Annotated in this window: 17 protein-coding genes and 2 pseudogenes; 15 read left to right on the top strand and 4 right to left on the bottom strand. The window is 69.4% G+C overall.

Annotation, left to right across the window (positions count from 1 at the left end):
* Positions 1-24: 24 nt before the first annotated feature.
* Complete coding sequence (locus Q8Q88_RS06530; protein WP_305674391.1) at positions 25-210, top strand: hypothetical protein; 186 nt, start codon at positions 25-27, stop codon at positions 208-210.
* Positions 211-309: 99 nt separating this feature from the next.
* On the opposite strand, the gene Q8Q88_RS06525 is transcribed toward Q8Q88_RS06530, so the two are convergent.
* The 4 genes and pseudogenes from Q8Q88_RS06525 to Q8Q88_RS06515 form a co-directional block, all read right to left on the bottom strand.
* The gene (locus Q8Q88_RS06525; protein WP_305674390.1) at positions 310-474 is read right to left on the bottom strand and encodes a hypothetical protein; all 165 of its coding nucleotides are present in this window, start codon (positions 472-474) and stop codon (positions 310-312) included.
* 29 nt (positions 475-503) lie between these two features.
* Positions 504-719 (bottom strand): annotated as a pseudogene (locus Q8Q88_RS24690) (response regulator); the annotation flags it as partial.
* Between the two features lie 121 nt (positions 720-840).
* Positions 841-1,077: a hypothetical protein gene (locus Q8Q88_RS06520; protein ID WP_305674389.1), complete on the bottom strand. Its 237-nt coding sequence runs from the start codon at positions 1,075-1,077 to the stop codon at positions 841-843.
* 164 nt (positions 1,078-1,241) lie between these two features.
* Positions 1,242-3,527, bottom strand: coding sequence for a hybrid sensor histidine kinase/response regulator (locus tag Q8Q88_RS06515; RefSeq protein ID WP_305674388.1), 2,286 nt, complete (start codon positions 3,525-3,527; stop codon positions 1,242-1,244).
* Positions 3,528-4,041: 514 nt separating this feature from the next.
* Between Q8Q88_RS06515 and Q8Q88_RS06510 the strand changes: the two genes are divergently transcribed.
* The 14 genes and pseudogenes from Q8Q88_RS06510 (at position 4,042) to Q8Q88_RS06445 (ending at position 21,835) form a co-directional block, all read left to right on the top strand.
* Positions 4,042-4,977 (top strand): SDR family NAD(P)-dependent oxidoreductase, encoded by a 936-nt coding sequence (locus Q8Q88_RS06510; RefSeq protein WP_305674387.1) that lies wholly within the window; start codon positions 4,042-4,044, stop codon positions 4,975-4,977.
* Positions 4,974-6,169: pseudogene (locus Q8Q88_RS06505) on the top strand (acetyl-CoA C-acyltransferase). Before Q8Q88_RS06510 ends, Q8Q88_RS06505 begins: the two are co-directional and overlap by 4 nt.
* A 13-nt stretch (positions 6,170-6,182) precedes the next feature.
* Entirely contained in the window at positions 6,183-7,202 is a 1,020-nt protein-coding gene (locus Q8Q88_RS06500) for a nitronate monooxygenase family protein (RefSeq protein WP_305674386.1), read from the top strand.
* Complete coding sequence (locus Q8Q88_RS06495) at positions 7,190-7,453, top strand: hypothetical protein (protein WP_305674385.1); 264 nt, start codon at positions 7,190-7,192, stop codon at positions 7,451-7,453. Before Q8Q88_RS06500 ends, Q8Q88_RS06495 begins: the two co-directional genes overlap by 13 nt.
* 108 nt (positions 7,454-7,561) lie before the next feature.
* Positions 7,562-9,361 carry an acyl-CoA dehydrogenase gene (locus tag Q8Q88_RS06490; RefSeq protein WP_305674384.1) on the top strand — a complete coding sequence of 600 codons (1,800 nt, stop codon included), beginning with the start codon at positions 7,562-7,564 and terminating at the stop codon, positions 9,359-9,361.
* A gap of 133 nt (positions 9,362-9,494) precedes the next feature.
* Positions 9,495-10,151 carry an RNA polymerase sigma factor gene (locus tag Q8Q88_RS06485; RefSeq protein WP_305674383.1) on the top strand — a complete coding sequence of 219 codons (657 nt, stop codon included), beginning with the start codon at positions 9,495-9,497 and terminating at the stop codon, positions 10,149-10,151.
* Entirely contained in the window at positions 10,148-11,200 is a 1,053-nt protein-coding gene (locus Q8Q88_RS06480) for a FecR domain-containing protein (protein WP_305674382.1), read from the top strand. Before Q8Q88_RS06485 ends, Q8Q88_RS06480 begins: the two co-directional genes overlap by 4 nt.
* A gap of 187 nt (positions 11,201-11,387) precedes the next feature.
* Entirely contained in the window at positions 11,388-13,976 is a 2,589-nt protein-coding gene (locus tag Q8Q88_RS06475; RefSeq protein ID WP_305674381.1) for a TonB-dependent receptor, read from the top strand.
* A 148-nt stretch (positions 13,977-14,124) separates the two neighbouring features.
* Positions 14,125-15,411 (top strand): serine hydrolase, encoded by a 1,287-nt coding sequence (locus Q8Q88_RS06470; RefSeq protein ID WP_305674380.1) that lies wholly within the window; start codon positions 14,125-14,127, stop codon positions 15,409-15,411.
* Positions 15,412-15,604: 193 nt separating this feature from the next.
* Complete coding sequence (locus tag Q8Q88_RS06465) at positions 15,605-17,278, top strand: MFS transporter (RefSeq protein WP_305674379.1); 1,674 nt, start codon at positions 15,605-15,607, stop codon at positions 17,276-17,278.
* A gap of 164 nt (positions 17,279-17,442) precedes the next feature.
* Positions 17,443-17,847 carry an AMP-binding protein gene (locus tag Q8Q88_RS06460; RefSeq protein WP_305674378.1) on the top strand — a complete coding sequence of 135 codons (405 nt, stop codon included), beginning with the start codon at positions 17,443-17,445 and terminating at the stop codon, positions 17,845-17,847.
* An 89-nt stretch (positions 17,848-17,936) separates the two neighbouring features.
* On the top strand, positions 17,937-19,829 hold the full coding sequence (locus Q8Q88_RS06455) for a DUF3604 domain-containing protein (RefSeq protein WP_305674377.1): 1,893 nt from the start codon (positions 17,937-17,939) through the stop codon (positions 19,827-19,829).
* 24 nt (positions 19,830-19,853) lie between these two features.
* On the top strand, positions 19,854-20,822 hold the full coding sequence (locus tag Q8Q88_RS06450; protein WP_305674376.1) for a peptidylprolyl isomerase: 969 nt from the start codon (positions 19,854-19,856) through the stop codon (positions 20,820-20,822).
* A complete protein-coding gene (locus tag Q8Q88_RS06445; RefSeq protein WP_305674375.1) occupies positions 20,819-21,835 on the top strand; it encodes a HupE/UreJ family protein in 1,017 nt (338 codons plus the stop codon). The genes Q8Q88_RS06450 and Q8Q88_RS06445 overlap by 4 nt, the downstream gene beginning before the upstream one ends.
* Positions 21,836-21,963: the final 128 nt, after the last annotated feature.

Here is a 21,963-nt window from a genome sequence, read left to right as displayed (position 1 = left end):
ACCCGACAATCGATGGGGGCTGGCATGGACCGCACGCTCGGCGGATGGCTTGCGGGGGCTCTGGGGCTCGCCGTAGCGCTGGCGTCGCCCACCGCGGCGCTCGCCGGGGTCGTGCTGTTCTCGGACGCCCTCGACCGGCCGGACGGCGCGGTGGGCGACGGCCGGAGCGCGGTCGCGGGCGGCGCCGGGACTGCCCTCCTTAAAGACTAGGTCCGTCGTGCTGCCGGTCCTCCATTCCGGGCGCCAGTCGGAGGATACGTCACCGTTGAGCGCGGACGTCTGTGCCCGTCGGCCACACCGCGGCTGTGGTCACGCGGCCTCCACCGCGGGACGCCTGCCACTGGCGGCCTGGTCCAGGAGCCGTTGCAGGTCCGGGATCCGGAACGGTTTGGCCAGGAAGCCGGCGAAGCCCAGGGCCAGGTGCTCGGCGGGCTTGGCGCGCATGACATCGGCGGTGAGGGCGATGACCGGCATGGCGGCGGCCTGCGGATGGCAGCGCGCACCGCTGCGAGCAGGCCGCGCCCGTCCATCTCGGGCATGCGCAGGTCGGTGATCAGCACGTCGAACGCCGCCTGGTCCAGGGCCGCGAGGGCCGCCGCGGCCGAGGCGGCCGCCTGCGGCGCGTGGCCGAGCGCCTGAAGGATCGCCTCGAGCACCCGCCGGCTCACCGCGTCGTCGTCGACGTGGAGGATGTTCAGCCGCCGCGCTGGGCCGGACATGACGCCTTCTTTCCCTGGTTCACGCCTCCATGAGACGCGGCGCGGCGCGGCGTTTTTCGGGCTTGGCGGCGCGGGCCCGGGCTTTGCGCTGTTCGGTCGCAGCTGCGCGGCGGCCGCGCGCTCAGCTCGACAGGCTCTGGTATTGCTTGTGGCCGCGCAGGGCTTCGGCCTCCGCCCGGATCTCGTCGTCGCTGACGCTCAGCGCCCGCGCCAGCGCGTGCGCGTTTCCGGCCGCCGTGGCGATCACCGTCCGCAGCAGGTGTTTGACGGTCTCGGCGTCCGCCCGTTCTGAAAGCTGTTCGGCGATCACCAGCTGCGCGGCGAGCCGCCGCGCCCGATCCTTCTGGTCCTGTTCCAAGTCGAGGCTCCCGACGCTGCCGGCCCCACGTCATTCAGGGCCCATGGCGTTCATTTGTCCAGACCGGCGCCGGCGATCCTGCCGACCCGCGGGCCGAGCGCCGCCTCGGAGAAGCCGGCGAGGCGGGGGTCGATGACGATCCGCAGGCAGGCGACCGCGGGACCTCATCGGCGCGTGTCCAGCACGCGGGCGACCTCGGCCAGCAGGGCGGCGGGCGAGATCGGCTTGGCCGCCACCCCGTTCATGCCGGCGGCGAGATAGGCCTCACGCTGGTGGTCGAGCACATTGGCGGTGAGCGCGATGATCGGCGGCTGGGTGGCCGGCGCCGCGCGGATGCGGCGGGCCGCCTCCAGTCCGTCGAGCCGCGGCATCTGGATGTCCATCAGGATGAGGTCATAGGCGGCGGCCAGCGCCGCGGCGACGCCGGCCTCGCCGTCGTCCGCGGTGGCGATCTCGGCGCCGAGCCCCTCCAGCAGCCGGCCGGCGATCAGCCGGTTGGTTGGATTGTCCTCCACCAGCAGGATCTTCAGGCCTGACAGCGGCCGCGCCGGCGCGGGCGCTGCGGGGGCCGGCGCGGCCGCGCCCGGAGCGGGCAGCTCGAACCAGAAGGTCGAGCCCTCGCCCGGCGTGGAGGCATAGCCGATCTCGCCGTCCATCAGCTCCAGCAGCCGGCGGGTGATGGCCAGGCCCAGGCCCGAGCCGCCGAAGCGGCGGGTGGTGGTCGGGTCGGCCTGCTGGAAGCGCTCGAACAGCCGCTCGCCGGCTTCGGTCGCAATGCCGATGCCGGTGTCCTCGACCTCGAAGCGCAGCCGCGGCGGACCGCCGTCCGCGGCCATCGCGGCCCGAACGATGACCGACCCCGCCTGGGTGAACTTCACCGCATTGCCGACCAGGTTGAACAGGCATTGCCGCAGCCGCAGCGGATCGGCCAGGACCCAGGCCGGCAGGCCGGCCGCCTGCACCGCCAGGACCAGGCCCTTGGCCGCGGCTTGCGGGCGCAGCAGCTCCGCCACGCCGTGGACCAGGGCGGCCGGGTCGAGCGGCTCGGGCGCGAGTTGCAGCCGGCCAGCCTCGAGGCGCGAGACGTCGACCACGTCGTCCAGCAGACCCTGCAGCAGGGTTCCGCAGCCCAGGGCCTCGTCCAGCAGCCGCTCGGCGTCGGCGGGCAGCGCCTCGGCCTTCAGAAGGTGCAGCACGCCCAGCACGCCGTTCATCGGCGTGCGGATCTCGTGGCTCATATTGGCCAGGAACTGGGCCTTGGCCTCGGCGGCGGCGTTGGCCGCCCGTTCCGCCGCCACCAGCGCCAGCTGCTGGCGCTGCTGCGGATCGATGTCGAGCATCAGGCTGACTGTGCGGGCCAGCCGGCCGGCCGCGTCGCGTCGCACGTCGCTGAACAGCCGCACCCAGCGCTCCTCCCCGTCGGACCGGCGGATGCGGACCTCGAGCGGCGCGGTGGGCTTGCCCTGCCGCCAGCGCCGCACCGTCGCCTCGACCTGCGGCGCATCGTCCGCGGTCACGCACGGCCAGACCGGCCGCGTCGCCTGGGCGTAGGTCAGGGGCGCGCCGACCAGCTCGATGAACTGCGGCGAGCACCAGACGGACCTGGCCTCGTAGTCCACGTCCACCACCGCCGCCCGCGCCGCCGCCAGCGCCAGCTCCAGCCGATGGTTCTGGCGCTCCAGCGCCAGGCGGGCCTCGGCCAGTTCGGTGACGTCCTGCGAGATGCCATGCACCACATGCACCCCCTCGGCGACCCGTTCGCCGCGGACGTGGGCGCGCACCCAGATCCAGCGGCCGTCGGCGGCGCGGAACCGGTGGCTGAAGCCGCCGGGCTCGCCGTGGGCGATCGCCGCCTCGACCACCGCCCGCATCGGCGCCAGATCCTCGGGATGGCAGGCCGCCATGAAGGCGTCGGAGCGGGTGCTGACGCCGGCCTGGGCGAGCATGGCCCGCCACTCCGCCGACCACGCGATCTCGCGGCGCCTGGGATCGTAGCGCCACAGCCCGACCCCGGCGGTCTCCGACAGCAGCGAGCGCAGCTGCCGCGCCTGTTCGAGCTCGATGTCGGATCGGGCCGCCGAGGGCGGCCGCAGGAGGATTGTGAGCTCGCCGCCCGGCGCGCGGCGGGCCTGGCCGTCCAGCCGCAGTGCGCCGCCACGGCGGCGGCGCAGGACCAGGCGGACGGCGCCGCTCGCCCCCGGCGCCTGCGGCAGCTCGCCGGCCGGCTCGGCCAGCTGCGCCGCCAGCTCAGCGCCGACCAGCTGCCGGCGCGACCGGCCCGTCGCCGCCGCCCAGGCCGAGTTGACCTGAAGTATTCGTCCGTCCGCCGACAGTATCGCCAAGAGATCCTGGACCTGATCGAGGGCCCAGACCGCCTCCTCCCCCCAGCCCGCGGCCAGGCCCGCGCCCGACGGCGGCGTCGGCTCCGAAATCCCTCGCCGATGCTGCATGCCAGCCGCCTCCCCACACGCTGGGCTGGCACTGAAGGCCCAGGCAATCGCCACGCGCAAGAGGCGGCGCGCCCTGCGGCCGGGAGCCGCCCGGCCGCCCCCTTAGGGGGCGAATTTGCGCGGTCGAGGGCGCTCCCCACGCCACGCCGCGTCATCGGCCGGGCGCTGACGGGTCAGCCCGCCGCCAAGTGATTCGCGCGGGCTTAGGCTGCGGGCGAACGGCGGCGTCCGCTCCGGGCCGACGAGCGCGATCCGTCGTCGCCTGGAAAAGTTCCCGGCCTGGCGCGTCTACAGCTTGAGCGCCTGCGCTGGACGCCTCCCCGCCAGCCGGCCACGGCCCGAGCGGCGACCGTTCGGGCCTCCCGACGCCGCCGCCGGCTCCCAAGCGGGGCGGCGCGGCCAACTGACCGGGACCGGGCGCCTGGTCCCGGTCCCGGCCCTTTGGGCGGGCGCGACAATTCAATCCGGCCGGGTGGTGAAAGACCGGCCGGCCGCACGACGAGGAGAGCAAGGCTTGAGCATTCGATTTGACGGGCGGGTGGCGATCGTCACCGGGGGCGGCAATGGGCTGGGGCGCGAACACTGTCGCCAGCTCGCCGCGCGCGGCGCCAGGGTGGTGGTCAACGATCTCGGGGGATCCGTGGACGGCTCCGGGGCCTCCTCGGCCGCCGCCGAGGCGGTGGCCGAGGAGATCCGCGCCGCCGGCGGCGAGGCTTTCGCCAATGGGGCCGACATCACCGACCTCGTCCAGGTCGAGGCCATGGTGGCCGAGGCCAAGGCCCGGTGGGGCCGGGTCGACATCCTGGTCAACCACGCCGGCATCCTGCGCGACAAGACCGTCGCCAAGCTGGAGCTGGCCGACTTCCGCAAGGTGGTGGAGGTCCACCTGATGGGGAGCGTCAACTGCAGCAAGGCGGTGTGGGAGACCATGCGCGCCCAGGCCTATGGCCGCATCGTCATGACCTCCTCGTCCAGCGGCCTTTACGGCAATTTCGGCCAGTCCAACTACGGCGCCGCCAAGGCCGCGGTGGTCGGGCTGATGAACGTCCTCCACCTGGAGGGCGCCAAGCATGACATCCGGATCAACACCCTGGCCCCGGCGGCGGCCACCCGGATGGTGGAGGGCCTGATCCCGGCCGAGGCCGAGGCGCTGCTATCCCCGGAGCTGGTCTCGCCGGGCGTGCTCTACCTGGCCAGCGAGGACGCCCCCTCGCGGACCATCCTCGGCGCCGGGGCGGGCGCCTTCGCGCTCACCCGCATCGTCGAGACCCCGGGGGTCTATCTGGGGTCCGACGTCACCGTCGACGACGTCGCCGCCCACTGGGCGCGGATCGGCGCCCGCGACGGCGAGGCCGAGCAGGCCGGCGCTTTCATGCAGACCGACAAGTTCCTGGCGTTGGCGATCGAAGGACTGGCCGCCCGGCTTGAGCTGGCGGGGGTCTCGGCGTGAGGGACGCGGTCATCGTCTCCACCGCCCGCACCCCGATCGGCAAGGCCTATCGCGGCGCCTTCAACGCCACCCCCAGCCCCACCCTTGGCGGCCACGCGATCAAACATGCGGTCGAGCGAGCCGGGATCGATCCCGCCGAGGTCGACGACGTGGTGATGGGGGCCGGCATCCAGATGGGCACCGCGTTCCAGAACCCCGCCCGCGCGAGCCTGCTGCGAGCCGGCCTGCCGGTCACCGTGGCCGGCCAGAGCGTCGACCGCGCTGCGGGTCCGGCCTGATGGCCATCGCGCTGGCGGCCAAGCAGATCATCTGCGACGGCATGAGCGTGACTATCGGAGCGGGCGTCGAGTCCATCTCGATGAACCAGACCGGCGAGATGTTCACGACGCCCGATCCCTGGCTCGCCGAGCACCGGCCGGCGCTCTACATGGCCATGGTCGAGACCGCCGAGGTGGTCGCCGAGCGCTACGGGATCGGCCGCGAGGCGCAGGACGCCTACGCCCTGCAGTCGCAGCAGCGCACCGCCGCCGCCCAGGCCGCCGGCCGGTTCGACGCCGAGATCGTCCCCCTCACCACCGTCATGCGCAGCCTCGACAAGACGACCGGGCGGACCGTCGAGACCGAGGTGACCCTGGACCATGATGAGGGCGCGCGCCCGAGCACGACGCTGGAGGGCCTGGCGGCGCTGAGGCCGGTGCACGCCGGTGGCCAGCGGATCGCGCCCGGCGGCCACATCACCGCCGGCAACGCCTCGCAGCTCTCCGACGGCGCCGCGGCCGTGGTGCTGATGGAGGCGCGGGAGGCCGAGCGCCGCGGGCTCGAACCGCTGGGGATCTATCGCGGGATCGCCGTGGCCGGCTGCGAACCCGACGAGATGGGCATCGGCCCGGTGCACGCCGTGCCGAAGCTCCTGAAGGCGAACGATCTCTGGATCGACGACATCGGCCTCTGGGAGCTCAACGAGGCCTTCGCCTGCCAGGTGCTCCATTGCCGCGACCGCCTCGGCATCCCCGACGAGCGCCTGAACGTCGACGGCGGGGCGATCTCCATCGGACACCCCTACGGCATGTCCGGCGCGCGGATGGTCGGCCACGCCCTGATCGAGGGCAAGCGCCGCGGCGCGAAGTACGTGGTGGTCACCATGTGCGTCGGCGGTGGGATGGGGGCCGCCGGCCTCTTCGAAGTCTGTTGAGGCAAGGCGCGTGATGAGGACGCGGCTTTGCCACCGACTCGGGCTCGAGCTGCCCATCGTGCAGGCGCCGATGGGCGGGGCGAGCTGCCCGGCCCTGGCCGCGGCGGTGAGCAACGCCGGCGGCCTGGGGATGTTGGCGCTCTCCTGGAGCGATGCAGCGTCGCTGCGCCGGGAGATCCGCGAGACGCGGGCCCTCACCGACCGCCCCTTCGGCGTCAACCTGGTCCTGGCCTGGCGGCAGGACGAGCGGCTGGCGATCTGCCTCGAGGAAGGGGTTCGCATCGTCTCCTTCTTCTGGGGCGACCCGGCCGCGCTGAGCCCGAGTGTGCAGGCTGTGGGCGGCGTGGTGCTGCACACCGTGGCCAGCGCCGCCCAGGCCAAGGCCTCCGTCGCGGCCGGAAGCGACATCATCGTGGCCCAGGGCTGGGAGGCCGGCGGCCACGTGCTGGGCGAGGTCGCCACCCTGCCGCTGGTGCGCGCCGTCGTCGCGGCCGTCGGGCCGGCGCCGGTGCTCGCCGCGGGCGGGATCGTCGACGGGCAGGGCCTGGCCGCCGCACTGGCCCTGGGCGCGGCCGGCGTCTGGATAGGGACCCGGTTCCTGGCCAGCGCCGAAGCGAACATTCATCCGACCTATCGCGCGCGCCTGCTGGCCGCGGGGGAGACCGACACGGCGCACACCGGCCTGTTCGACCTGGGCTGGCCCGGCGCGCCGCACCGGGTGCTGCGCAACCCGACCCTGGACGCCTGGGCGGCCGCCGGCCGCCCTGCGTCGGGCCGCCGCCCCGGCGAGGGCGAAGTGGTGGCGCAGGGCGCGCTTGGGCCGATCGTCCGCTACGCCAGCGCCACGCCGACGGCGGAGGTCACGGGCGCGGTCGAGGTCATGTCGCTCTGGGCCGGCCAAGGGGTCGGTCAGATCCACGAAGTGCGGCTGGCAGGCGAGATCGTGCGCGATGTCGCCGACGCGGCGCTCCGGGGCGCCGCCGGCCTCTTCCCGACCCCCGACGCGGCGGAGGCCTTCGGATGCTCTGCCTGACGATCTTCGCCTATGGCCCGGCCTGGCGGCTGCTGGACGAGCGTTGCGCCGAGGTGGGTTCGTTCCCTTCGCGGGCCCGGGCGCTGGCCGCCGCCTGGGCCCATGTGCGTCGGCTCGGTGAGCCGCGGCACGCCTTGGTGCGAGGCGCGAGCGGCTGGCGGGAGATCCTGGTGACGCCGAGCGGGCCCGAGGCCCGATCCGCCGCACGCCACGGATCTGGCCTGGAAAATTCGCCGCCCACGACCGTCTAACTGCAGAGGGTGACCGGACGCGCGCGCGGCCGGCGCTTGCGCGTGGTCGGGAGGCGTGAGGGTGACGGACAGTTTGAAGGCGGCGGCCCAGGCGGACGGGTCGCCCGCATGTCGATGATCGTCAACCGCCGGGACCTGGATTTCCTGCTCTATGAGGTCCTGGGCCTCGGGGCCCTGCTGCAGGCCCCGCGCTACCAGGGACACGACCGCGCCAGCGTGGCCGCCGTGCTCGACCTCGCCCAGCGCATCGCCGAGGCGGCCTTCGCGCCCTGCGCCGCCAAGCTGGACGCCACCGAGCCGCGCCTGAAGGACGGGCGGGTGGCGCTGATCCCGGAGGTCGCGGTGGCGCTCCGGGCGCACGCCGAGGCCGGGTTCTTCGCCGCCGGCTTCCCGGCCGAGCTGGGCGGCCTGCAGCTGCCGCAGGTGGTGACGCTGCTGGCCGGCGGGCTGTTCAGCTGCGCCAATCCGGGGATCGCCAGCTACCCGTTCCTGACCATCGCAGCGGCCAACCTGATCGCCGCCCATGGCAGCCCCGAGCAGAAGGCTCGCTTCCTGCCGCCGATGCTGCAGGGCCGCTGGTTCGGGACCATGTGCCTGTCCGAGCCGCAGGCCGGCTCGTCGCTGGCGGACATCGCCACCCGGGCGATCCCGACGCCGGACGGCCGCTACCGGATCCAGGGGGCGAAGATGTGGATCTCCGGCGGCGAGCAGGAGATCTCGGAGAATATCGTCCACCTGGTGTTGGCGAAGATCCCCGGCGGACCGCCCGGCGTGAAGGGGATCTCGCTGTTCATCGTCCCCAAGCGCCGGCTGGACGACCGCGGCGCGCCGGGCGAGGGCAACAATGTCACGCTGGTGGGCCTGAACCACAAGATGGGCCACCGGGGCACGACCAACACCCTGCTCAACTTCGGTGAGGCCGGCGACTGCCTGGGCGAGCTGGTCGGCGAGCCGCACCAGGGCCTGGCCTGCATGTTCCACATGATGAACGAGGCGCGGATCGGCGTCGGCTACGGCGCGGCGATGAGCGGCCTGGCGGGGTTCCTCTATTCCCTGGACTATGCCCGCAGCCGGCCGCAGGGACGCCGCCCGCAGGACAAGGATCCCGCCACGCCGCCGGTGATGATCGTCGAGCACACCGACGTCAAACGGCTGCTGATGGCCCAGAAGGCCTATGTGGAGGGGGCGATCGGCCTGCTGGCCCACTGCGCCTTCCTGCTCGACCTGCAACAGGTCACCGAGGACCCGAAGGCGCGCGCGCGACTGTCGCGGCTGCTCGACCTGCTGACCCCGATCGCCAAGTCCTGGCCGTCGGAATTCTGCCTGGAGGCCAACAAGCACGCCATCCAGGTTCTGGGCGGCGCGGGCTACACCCGCGACCATCCGGTGGAGCGCTTCTACCGCGACAACCGCCTGAACGCGATCCATGAGGGCACGCACGGCGTGCAGGCCATCGATCTGCTGGGCCGCAAGGTCGCCGTGGCCGAGGGCGCGGCGCTCAGCGACTTCATCGGCGACACCGAGCGCACCGCGGAGCAGGCCCTGCACACGCCGGACCTGTGGCGCCACGCCGCCGAGCTGCGCCGCGCGGTCAGCGTCCTGAAGACCACGACCGAGCGTGTGCTGGCGCATCCCGGAGCCGAGCGCCGGCTGGCCAACGCCACGCTCTACCTCGACGCCTTCGGCCATGTGGCGATCGCCTGGATTTGGCTGCGCCAGGCGTTGGCCGCCGTGGACGGCCAGGCGAGGGGCGATGGCGCCGACACCGCCTTCTACCAGGGCAAGCTCGCCGCCTGCCGGTTCTTCTACCGCCATGAGCTCCCCAAGGTGTTCGCACAGCTCGCCGTGGTCGCGCGCCTGGACGACACCTGCCTGACCACGACGCCCGACCAGTTCATCGGATGCTAGGCCCCCCGGGCCATTCGGAGGTGGGGCGGTGAGCCTCGCCGCGGACGCGCGGCGCGGCGGCGCGCAGTCGCGGTTTCCCTTAGGTCATGCTACGAAGGCGGACGGGGGGACTAAGATAAACAAGAACCAGTCCATGGGTGGAGCGTCGGAAAGTGGGGATGGAGGCGCCTCTCCGCTGAAGGGCGCGCCGCCGACCGACGCCTCGCTCGCCGCCAAGCGCCGCTTCCTCGACGAGCTCTATCGCGCGCACTGGAACAACCTGGTCGGCTGGCTGCGGCGGCGCTATGGCGCGGGACCGCCGGCGCCGGAGGACATCGCCCAGGCGGCGTTCGCCAAGCTGGCGGCGCACGACAATCTCGAGCGCATCGAGCATTCCAAGTCCTACCTCTATGCGACGGCGGTGCATGCGGCGCTGGACGAGTTCCATTGGCGCAAGCGCACCGACCGGTTCGTCGAGCATGAGCTGAACCGCGCGGGACAACCTCTGGAAGAAATCACGCCTGAGCGTGTCTATCTGGATAGGGAACAGTGGGACCTCATGGGCCGCGCCCTGGAGACCCTGAGCGAGAAGCAGCAGGAGATCGTGAGAAGGAGCCGTTTCTTGGGCCAGACCTATGCCCAGATCTCCGCCGAGACCGGCTGGAGCAGCCCGGACATCTCGCGCCAGCTCACCGCGGCGATGCTCGCCCTGCAGGCGGCGCTCGGCCGGACCTCGGCCGACGCGCCGGCGGGCGGCGGCGGCAAGACTACCGAGACAAGTCCGACCCGGAAACTGGCGGAGCGGAAATGAGCGACGCGGCCCACATCCTGCCCCCGCGCGAGGGGGCGCCCGGCGGCCCCGGCGAAGAGGCCGCCCGCTGGCTCGCCTATCTCTATTCCGGCGAGGCCACCGACGAAGGCCACCGCGATTTCGCCGAGTGGCTGCAGCAGTCCCCGGCCAACGCCCGCGCCTACCGCGCGATGCAGCAGACTTGGCAGGACATGGCGGTCCCCGGCGCCGAGGGCTTCTTTCGCGAGCGCGCGAGCCCGGAGCACGCCGCCGAGCGCGTGATCGCCTTCGAACAGCGCCGCCGCCGCCGCCCCGCCGTGATCGCCCGCCGCCGCACGATCGCCGCGGCAGCCGCGATCGCCGCGACGGTGGTGGTCTCGGTCGGCGTCTGGCGCACCCAGATCTACGACCCGGTGACAACGGCGAGCTACGCGACCCGCACGGGCGAGATCCGCACCGTCGGCCTGCCCGACGGCTCGAAGGTCACCCTGGCCGCCGCATCCTCCGTCCAGACGGAATTCTCGAAGAAGCGCCGCCACGTCAACCTGGTCCAGGGCGGCGCCTACTTCGACGTCGCCTCCAATCCGGCCAAGCCCTTTACGGTCGCCGCGGCGTCCACCCGCATCCGGGTGGTCGGCACCCAGTTCGACGTCAACCGCGCCCCGCAGCATGTGCGTGTCGCCGTCGTCGAGGGCGTGGTTCAAGTCGCCCCGGCCGCCGCCGAGGCCGAGGCGACGACCAGCGGCGTGCGCCTAAAGGCCGGCCAACGCGTCACGGCCTCGCTAGAGGGCCGCCTCGGCCCCATCGAAGACTTCGACCCAAGCCAAGCCGCGCCGTGGCGGCAGGGCCGGCTGGTCTACCGCAACGCCCGCCTTCAGGACGTGGTGGCGGAGGTCAACCGCTACCGGACCGACAAGATCACGCTGGCCGACGCGGCGCTGATGGACCTGCCCATCACCATGGCGGTGCGCACCGACCAGACCGACGCCCTGCTGGAGGGTCTGGCGGAGACCGGACCCGTGGTCGTCCAGCGGTCCGACGGCGGCGTAGTGATCCGCCGCAAGCCGTAAGGCGCGCCTGGCGCATGGCCCGCCCGCGACGCCGGCCCGTCACAAAAGCTGAAAAAATCAGCCGAACACTGAAAACTTGTCCCGCCCGGCCTGTCCTTCTTGCGAGGAGCCCGCTGGCGACGGTCCCAAGAACACCCGTCGGCGCGCCCTCCAAACGAGACGAATACATCCCAGGGGGGACTGGACCATGATTGCTCAGCGCACGCGCGCCGCCGCTCAACAACACCGCCGCCGCCTGGCGAGCGCCGCCTCGGCGCTCGCCCTGGCCGCCGCCTTCACCGTCAGCGCCGGCGCCCTTGCGCCCGCCACCGCCCAGGAGGCGGCCAAGCCCATCACGGTGGCCGCCGGCCCACTGGACGCAGCGATCTTGGAGCTCGCCCAAAAGACCGGCATCTCGGTCTATGTCCCGTCGGAGCTTGCCGCCGGCAGGACCGCGCGGCCGGTCAGCGGGAGCATGACGTCGGAGGAGGCGCTGCGTCGGCTACTCGCCGGGTCCGGCCTGACGTTCCGCCGCAATAGCGACGGCAGTTACCTAGTGGTAATGGCCCCGACGAAGGCAGTGTCGCAGGCGGTGCAGGTCCCGGCGGGTGACGCGGGGTCGGTGCGGGCGGCGGAGCCCGCCCCAGCAGCGATCGAGGAGGTGATTGTCACGGCGACCAAGCGCGCCGAGTCGCTGCACGACGTGCCGATCGCCATCACGGCGCTCGGCCGCGAGCATATCGAGCAGACCGGATCGGAGAACCTCCAGGACCTTGCAAGTTCGATTCCCAACTTCGTCTGGCCCAACGGCTATGTGCCAAACCAGGCCGATATCTCGATCCGGGGCATCTATTCGATCGTGGTTGGCGAGGCTGTAGGTTTCGACCAGGGCTTCGGCGTTTATCTCGACGGCGTCTACATGGGCAAACAGAACGCGCTCAATGTGGACCTCGGGCCGATCGAGCGCGTGGAGGTGCTCCGCGGGCCGCAAGGGACGCTGTTCGGGAAGAACACCATCGCGGGCGCCATCAACATCATCAGCACCCAGCCGTCCACTGAGTTTGGCGGCGAGCTTACGGCGGAGGCCGGAAACTACGACCTCCGCCGGTTCCGGGGGAGCATTAATGTGCCGCTTGTGGCGGACGTTCTCGCAGCGCGGCTGTCATTGGCGACGGTTCAGCGCGACGGCTATGTCACGAACCTGACCACGGCAAACAATGACGTCGGCAATCTTGATCAGAAGAGCGGCCGCCTCCAATTGCGGTATACGCCAACTGCCGCTACGGACATCCAGCTCAACCTGGATAAGTCGCTGTCCGACAGCGACTTCTACTTCGTCGAATACGTGCAAGATGACAACCGGCGCTACACGATCTTCACCGACGTCACCGACCGCTCGAAGCAGGACAATCGCGGCGCTTCCCTGAACATCCAGCATGAGTTTGCGGACGGTCCCTTGGGCGGCTTCGTGGCGACGTCGATCACCGGCGTCAGAAAGGACAAGGCCTTCAGCCTCTTGGACCTCGAGGGCTCGCCACTTGACGCCTTCAATTTCGAGTACACGGCAACCCAGAAGCTGATCTCTCAGGAACTCCGCCTGGCATCCCCCGCCGGCCGACGCTACGACTTCGTGGCCGGCCTGTACTACTTCGACCAGAAGAACGACGTGGCGCCCACGTTCCACGCGGGCCAGGCCTGGCTCGGGTTCCTCGGGCCCGACTGGACCGGCAAGGTGTTCATGGAGCAATCGGTGGATGCGCTCAGCTACGCCGCCTTCTTTCACGCGAATTTCCGCTTGAACGACGAGATCACCCTCTTCGGCGGGGCCCGTTATACCTATGAAAAGAAGGAGATGGTCTCCCATCCCACCTCGTGCACACCCGCAGCGCTCTGCTCGAACTTCGGAATTCCCGCTGGCGTGCAGATTCCGGCACCCGTGAACCTTGTGGCGCGTGAGCCATCCTGGACCCTCGGCCTGCGCTATAAGCCGACCAGAGACGTCATGGCCTACGGCAGCATCTCCACGGGATTCAAGTCGGGAGCCTTCAACAATTCGTCCAACCCCGTTCGGGATTTTGCCGCGCAGAACCTGATCGCAGAGCCGGAGTATGTGACGAGCTATGAAGTCGGTGCCAAGAGTCGCTGGCTCAACGGCCGAATGACCGCCAACTTCGCGGCATTTTACATGGATTATACAGATCTCCAAGTCAGGACGTGGTGTCCAGATTGCGGAACGATTATCAAAGGCGTCAACATCCTCAGTAACGCCGCATCGGTGACGTCGAAAGGCTTCGAGGCTGAGCTTGTGCTTCGGCCAACCGAGGCGCTCATGATCAATGCCGGTGTCGGATATGTCGATTCCAAGTTCGACAGGTTCGAGGGCGTGACGGATGCACGGCCCATTTCGGAGGGCGGTCTCGGCATCATCGACGCCAGCGGGAATCGCGTGCCCTTGGCGCCCAAATGGACGATCAATGTCGCCGCCCAGTACGAGGCGCCCCTGTCGAGCGGGGCGGCCATTATCGCGCGCGCAGATTACCGCTTCACGGATGATCGGTTCTCGGCCGCTGGCGTGGCGAATACGTCCGACCAGCTTCTGCCGAGCCACAGCCTCGTGGACGCCCGCATCAGCTATCGCTCGCCCGACTCGCACTGGCGACTTGCCTTCTGGGGTAAGAACCTGACGGACGTTCGCACGCCGACCAACTCCGTCTTCCTAAGCTTCATCAAATTCGGGCTCACGCAGCAGTACATGGAGCCGCGGACTTACGGCATCAGCCTCGACTACAGCTTCTAGGGCAGGACGTAGGCGTGGGGCCGCTGAGCGCGCCGAGCGGCCTCCACCCGGATGGGGCGCGCAGCCTGGCGGGATCCAAAGCAGCGCCCTAGCCAGTCGCGTAGCTGCCGGGGGTCGGTGTGCGCGCGGCTATCGAAATTGAAAGAAGATGTCGAGCAAGATCCGTTCCCCCGACCGCGCCTACGGATTGCCGACAACCGCCGCCGAGGACGTGCATATGTCCACGGCGCGCCTGGATCGCATCGAACTCGCCATGCGGGGGTACGTTGAGCGGCGAGAGGTGCCCGGATTGCTCACGGCCGTCGCGCGCCACGGTAAGATCGTGCACTTCGCGGCGCAAGGCTATGCGGACGTAGAGCGCCAGGCGCGCCTCGAGCCGGACACGATTTTTCGCATCTATTCGATGACCAAGCCGGTGACGGCGGCGGCCGTCATGGTCGCGTACGAGGAAGGCCGGTTTTTTCTCGACGATCCTTTGGCCGCCTACCTTCCGGAGTTCGGCGCACTCCGGGTTTATCAGAAGGGGAGACTGGCGGATTTGGAGCGCCCGCTCACCATCCGTCATCTTCTAACTCACACGGGCGGGATCAGTTACTTCTTCCACGAGGGGGACGTGGTCGCGGACGAGTACCGCGGGGCCGGCCTGATGTTCGCCAGGGCGCGGGAAACCCTGACGACCGAGGAGTACATCCGCAAGATCGCCGGCCTCCCGCTTGCTTTCCAACCTGGAACAGCGTGGTGCTACAGCGAATCCATGGACGTGCTGGGCCGCCTGCTCGAAGTCGTCTGTGGCGGGTCGTATGGGCACTTTCTGGCGGACCGATTGTTCAGCCCGCTTGGAATGTCAGACTCGGGCTTCTATGTGCCCGCCGAGAAGCTGCCGCGGCTGGCCCGGCTCTACGAAATGGGGGCGGACGGAAATCTCGTCGCGAGCGATACGCTGCCGCCGGCGGACTTCATCGAGCGCACCGTCGAGTGGAATGATTTCAGCATGCCGCCAAGCTTCGAATCGGGCGGCGCAGGACTGGTCGGGACCGCAGCTGACTATCTGCGTTTTGCGCAGATGCTACTGAACGGCGGTGAACTCGACGGCGTCCGAGTGCTCAGCCCAACAAGCGTGAAGCTCATGTTGGCGAACCATCTGGGGCCGGAGTTCGGAAGCCGTCCGCTGGCGAGCCTAGCGGCACCCTGGGCGGGGAAGGACGGCCTTGGCCATGGGTTCGGCGGACTTGTCGTGACCGATGCGGTGGCGAACGGCACAGCGGGCTCCAACGGGGAGTACCGCTGGGGCGGCGCGGCCAGCACCGACTTTTGGATCGACCCAAAGCGCGGGATCTCTGCCGTAGTCTTGACCCAGGTCTTGCCGAACGGCGTCGCTCTGACGACGCGCGCGCGGTTCCACCAGATGACCTATCAGGCGGTCCTCGATGATTAGGCGGCCGCCGCCATCGGGCCATCCACCGGAAAATAGGCGCGCCGGAACCGTCTACCTCTGAGGAACTGGGCATCACGGAGCCCGCGCACCGCCGCGGCGCAAGCGGGGTTCTCGCGCGGCGATCCACCACGCCAGCGCCAGCGGCGTCAAGCGGCCTCGACTGCGCGCTGAACCAAACAGCGGGAGGACCACCTTGAATTCAGACGTATCGCGAGCGGCCGCAATTGCGGCCGATCCAACCCTAGGCCGAGTCGCGCCTGTCGCCCTGAATGGGGAGGCCGCCGGCGCCGCCTCTTCGCCGCCGATGGACAGGAATTACTCCCTCTATGCGCTATCCGTCTTAGTGCTCGTCAACGTGTTCGTCCTAATGGACCGTCAGGTCCTGGGGGTCTTGGCGGAGGACATCAAAGCGGACCTCGGTATCTCCGACGCCGACATCGGCTTCATCTACGGGACGGCGCTGTCCGTCTTCTATGCAATCTTCAGCATTCCGTTCGGGCGCCTCGCCGACGTGTGGACGCGGAAGAATCTCCTGGCCGCTTCCGTCGGCGCCTGGAGCGCCATGATTGTCTTGACCGGCTCGGCTCGGAACATTGGGGCCTTCGCCGTGTTCAGGGCCGGCGTTGGCGTGGGCGAAGCCGGCGCGGGTCCCGCGGCTTTGTCGATGATCGCGGACTACTTTCCCTCGCGCTTGCGCAGTACGGCGATGTCCGTTTTTTCCGCCGGCGTCCCCATCGGCGCCGGACTCGGACTGTTTGTCGGGGGCTTCGTCTTGAACGCCTGGGGCGCCGCTTATCCCGATCCGGCACTGGCGCCGTTCGGGCTGACGGGGTGGCAGGCGGCGTTCATCTGCATCGCCACGCCGGGGCCCTTCCTCGCGCTCTGGCTCTTTACGCTGAGGGAACCGGTGCGAGGCCAGAGCGAAGGCTTGGCGACCACGCCGCATGCGCACCCGTTTCGTGAGGCCTGGGGTGAGATGCAGGCCGTGCTCCCCGTCGTCAGCGTGTTCCTGATCCGACGGCTGGGCGGCGACTTGCGGGCCATCGGCCTAAACGCCGCGCTGGGACTAATGATCGCGCTCATCTCGTGGACCCTGATCGAGATCACTGGCAGCGCCGCCCAGTGGATCGCGATTGGCGTCGGCGCCTACTGCCTCGCCGGATGGATACAAGCGCTGGCGCTGCGCGATCCGGCGACCTTTGAAATGATCTTCCGATGCCGAAGCCTGCTGCTCACCAACATGGGTCTGGCCGCCTATGTCTTCGTCGTCGCAGGGGTTGGCGCCTGGGTAGCGCCCTTCCTGATAAGGGTCCACCAGGTCAGTCCCCTGGAGGCGGGCGTCGCGCTAGGCATTCTGACCTCTGGCGGCGGGATTGTGGGCACGCTCGTGGGAGGGGTGCTGTCCGACGCGCTTGAGCGCCATACGCCGAGGGCGCGACTCTACGTGCTTCTCGGGTCGTTAGCCCTTGCGGCACCGTCGATCGTTGCAATGCTGTTCACCGCCAGCAAGCACCAAGCCTATCTCTTCATCGGCCTGTTCTACCTGACCTCGACCGCATGGTACGGTATTGGGCCGGCGATCGCGAACTCTCTGGTGATGCCGCGGATGCGTGGCGTCTCCTCCGCCTTCTATCTCATCATGATCACCCTCTTCGGGATCGCCCTCGGCCCCTACATGATGGGCTACTTGAGCGACTTGTTCATCGCGGCCGGGGCGGACCCGGGGTCCGGTCTGCGCCAAGGAATTCTCTTGAGCCTGCTCGTTTTCATCGTCACCGCTGTGATGCTGATTCTCGCGACCCTCAACTTGGCGCGAGACACAGACAGCCGTCTCACCCGAGCCAAAGCCTTAGGCGAACTGATTTGAGTGGCGCGGTGCCGGGTGTCGAGCCCACGGGCGCGGTCGGTTCTATATTTCGCGCCTCTGACGCGAATGGAAAATGTGTCCGGCTCGTTCGTCCCACTCACAAGCGCGCCCGGCGCAGCACAGCGCCCCCCGGCGCAGGGCGGCGGCCGAGGCGGGGAGCGCGGATGAGCGCGGCGGTTCAGGGGAAGGCGACGATGGCGAGCGAGATCGCGGAGGCAGGTCCGATCGACGTGGACCTGCGCCTGCGCGCGGCGGCGGCGCGGCATCCGGAGCGGCCGGCGCTGAAGGATTCGCACCGCGCGATCAGCTGGGGCGAACTCGACCCGCGGATCAACCGGATCGGTAACGCCCTGATAGGCGTGGGCGTCGCGCCCAACGACCGCGTCGCCATCCTCGCCCACAACTCCGTCGCCTACGCCGAACTGATTCTCGGGACCTGCGCGCCGGCGCCTGCATCTCGCTTCGGACCAATACTATCCCCGAGAACTCATGGAGTGCGCGTAACGCACAAGTTCAAGGCCTCAAATTTGGAGCAGACATGGACGAACGGCAGAGATACTCGCCCTTGAAGACAGGGACCGCCGCCTCCGGCGGGTGCCGCTCCCACAGACGTCGCGGCTCTGCGTTTTCGCCGGGGTCGAGGCGCGGATTCCTCCCCATGGCACTACTGGCTTGGCTGGCCTCGCCGTCTGCGATGGCGGCCGAGGACAGTTCATACTCTCGCGATGTGCCGGCGATATATCCGAATACGGTCTATTGGGGAGATACTCACCTTCACACGCGCATGTCGCTGGATTCCAATGGCATGGGGAACAAGGCTCTTGGGCCAGACGACGCGTATCGGTTCGCGAAGGGCGAACTGATCACGGCGGAGAGCGGCCCTGCTGTGAAGCTCCAGCGGCCGCTGGATTTTTTGGTCGTTGCCGATCACGCAGAGAATCTGGGCGTGATGCCGCGACTTGAGGCGGGAGATCCGCGACTTCTCAATACGAAGACTGGGCGGCGCTGGTACGAACAGTCGCGTAGATACCCCCTACGGCTTGCCGAGGCGCTGCAGGGCACGGCCGAGTACTTCGGTGAAGTGATCCAGTCGGTGTTTGACTTGAAAAGCTTGAGGCGCCGGAGCTTCTTCTGGGACGGGTTCACAGGAAAGTCTATTGGGGATGAGAATTTCAGGCACTCGGTGTGGTCCGAGGTCGCGGCGACAGCTGATCGGCACAATGAGCCCGGTTTATTCACCACCTTCGTCGGATATGAGTGGACACCTGACGGAATTCATCGGGTCGTTGTTTTCAAGGACGGGGCCGAGAAGGTCGGCAAAATTCTTCCATTCTCAGCGCAAGATAGCTCAGAGCCTGAGGCGCTCTGGTCGTTCCTGCATAGATACGAGATTCAAACCGGCGGCGAGGTTATCGCGATCCCGCACAACAGCAACGTCAGCGATGGCAAAATGTTCGCGGTGCGAGATTCCGTGGGGCGGCCTATTGGACGAACCTACGCCAGCCAGCGGAGCCGCTGGGAACCGCTGTTGGAGGTCACGCAGATTAAGGGCGATAGCGAGACCCACCCGATGCTCTCGCCAACGGATGAGTTCGCCGACTATGAAACCTGGAGCACTTGGTCAAATCCAAGGGGCCGGGTTAGTAAGTCTGAAGCCGGACAAGAGAAAAAGCGGGCGGAATACGCGCGTTCGGCGTTGAAATTGGGATTGGCAGAACAGGCTAGACTCGGGACCAATCCGTTCAAGTTCGGAATGATCGGGAGCACCGACGCGCACACGGCGCTGAGCGCAGTTGCCGAGGACAACTATTGGGGAAAGTTCTCGCTCTGGGAGCCCAGTCCGCATCGGCTGTTCTCACGAGTCGACGAATGGGGATGGCGGGGCTGGGACATGGCGGCCGCCGGCTACGCCGCGGTCTGGGCCACCCAGAACACACGCGAGGCGCTGTTTGCGGCAATGAAGCGCCGTGAAACCTACGCCAGCACTGGGCCGCGGATGGTCGTACGGCTCTTCGGCGGCTGGGACTATCAGCCCCAGGACGCCTGGCGCCCCGACCTGGTCAAGATCGGCTACGCCAAGGGCGTGCCGATGGGCGGTGATCTCACCCACGCGCCGAAGGGCAAGGCGCCGTCGTTCCTGATCCGGGCGGTGAAGGACCCGGACGGCGCCAACCTCGACCGAGCGCAGGTGATCAAGGGCTGGCGCAGCCGCGACGGCGATTTGCACGAGGAGGTCTACAACGTCGCCCTGTCCGACGGCCGGCTGGAGGGCCGGGACGGCAAGGCGCCGCCGGTCGGTTCGACGGTGGACGTGAAAAACGCCAGCTATACGAACTCCATCGGCGATCCGGAGCTGGCGATAGTCTGGACCGATCCGGACTTCGATCCGAGCGAACTCGCCTTCTACTACGTGCGGGTGATCGAGATCCCGACGCCGCGCTGGACGGCCTACGACGCCAAGGTCTTCAAGCTGAAGGACATCCCGCCGGAGGTCCCGATGGTCACCCAGGAGCGGGCCTACACCTCGCCCATCTGGTACACGCCCGGATAGCGGCCGATGTCCGTAAGGTCACCATTGCGACCCGCCGGGGGGATCCTGAAGCCGGTCGAGACGGCAGGTCCGCCGCCGGAGCCGAAGCGTCGCCCGCGGCTACGAATCTGGCTTTCGAAGGAGCCGCTGGTCCACTTCCTGGTGGCCGGCCTAGCGCTCTTCCTATTGCACGGCCTAATCGCGCCTGACGACGACGAGGCGACGCGCCGGATCGTCGTCGACCGCGAGCGACTGCTGAACTACATGCAGTATCGCGCCAAGGTCTTCGAGCCGGTGGGGTTCGGCCGAGCGCTGGACGCCCTGCCCAAGCCCGAGCTCGACGAGCTGGTGGCCGACTACGCCCGCGAGGAGGCGCTCTACCGCGAGGCCAAGGCGATGGGGCTCGACCGCAACGACGACGTGGCCCGCCGCCGCCTGATCCAGCAGCTCGAGTTCGTCGCCCGCGGCGTCGCCGCGGCCGAGGCCAACCCGACCGAGGCGGAGCTGCGGGCCTTCTACGCCGCCCGCCAGGGCGCCTATCGCGTCCCGGCCAAGGTCACCTTCACCCACGTCTTCTTCAACGGCGAGCGCCCTGGGGCCGAGGCCCGGGCCCGCTCGAAACTTGCGGAGCTCAACCGCACCCGCACGCCGTTCCACGCCGCCGTCGCCCACGGCGAGCGGTTCCTCTACCACCTGAATTATGTGGAGAAGGAGGCCGAGGAGGTCGCCAGCCACTTTGGCCCGGCGATGCGGGCCGAGGTCTTCGCCTTCGAGCCCGACTCGCACACTTGGCGCGGCCCCTTCCGCTCGCCCTACGGCTTCCACCTGGTGCTGCTGACCCAGCGCACAGCGAGCCACGTCCCGCCCTTCGAGGACGTGCGGAGCCAGGTCGAGCAGGATGCGCGCCAGGCGGCAGAGGCGGCGGACTACGAGAAGTCCATCGGCGCCATTGTCGCCGGCTACGACGTCGAGGTGGTGGGAGCGCTGCGGCGAACCGGCTCAGGCGCGCCATGAGGCGGTTCGCGCTCGCGGCCCTGGCGATGCTCGTGCCGCTGCTGGCGCCGGCCGGGGTCGCGCGGGCGCACGAGAGCCGGCCGCTGCACGTCGAGATCACCGAGACCCAGGCGAACACCTACAGGGTGCGGTGGCGCGCGCCGCCGTCGATCCCGCCCATGAACGCGCCCGCCGTGGCGCTGCCGGCGGACTGCCGCCCGCTGAACGGGCCCGAGGCTGAAAGCGGCGCCGCCAGCCTGGTGGGCGCGGTCCTCTACCGGTGCGACGAGAGCCTCGCCGGCCGGACGGTGGCGATCCGCTATCCGCGGTTCAACCCCGCCGTCTCCAGCCTGATCAAGCTCAAGATGGCCTCCGGCCAGCGGCACACGGCGCTGCTGGGGCCGCAGGATACCCGCTGGACCGTGCCCCGGGGCGAGACGCGCGCCGGGGTGGCGTACGACTACACCCTGCTCGGCGTGCGCCACATCTGGGCTGGGATCGACCATCTGCTCTTCCTGGTGTGCCTCCTGTGGATCGCCGGACGCCCGCGGCGCATCTTCGTCACCGTCACGGGCTTTACGCTCGCCCACTCGGTCACCCTGGCGCTGGCGGCGCTTCAGGTCGTGCGCCTGCCCGTCCCGCCGGTGGAGGCGGCGATCGCGCTCTCCATCGTCTTCCTGGCCACGGAAATCGCCAAGGGCCGGCGCGAGACGCTCACCTGGCGCCATCCGATCGCCGTCTCCACCAGCTTCGGCCTGCTGCACGGCCTGGGCTTCGCCGCCGTGCTCGGCGAGGTGGGCCTGCCGCAGACCGAGCTCGTCACCGGGCTGCTGTTCTTCAACCTCGGCGTCGAGCTAGGGCAGGTGCTGTTCGCGGGCGCAATCCTCGTGGCCGTCGCGCTGGCGCGGAGGGCCGCGCCGCAGCGGTTGGCGCAGACCCTCGCCGGCGCGCCCCTGCGCCTCGCCGCGTCCGGCGCGGTGGGGGTCGCAGCCTCCTACTGGCTCGTCGAGCGCAGCGCGGCGTTCTTCGCCTAGCTGCGGGCGGCCCGGCGCGGCTAGAACGATGTCCTGCATTTGTCAGGCGGACGGCAGCCGTGTCGCACGAGCGGCTGCGGGGCGCGCCGCGGTCGCGCTGAACCGTCTACTTGTGAGCAGCGGAGCGA

This window comes from Phenylobacterium sp. (genome assembly GCF_030697925.1).
Taxonomy (GTDB): Bacteria; Pseudomonadota; Alphaproteobacteria; order Caulobacterales; family Caulobacteraceae; genus Phenylobacterium.
This window is presented reverse-complemented; position numbering and strand designations above follow the sequence as displayed.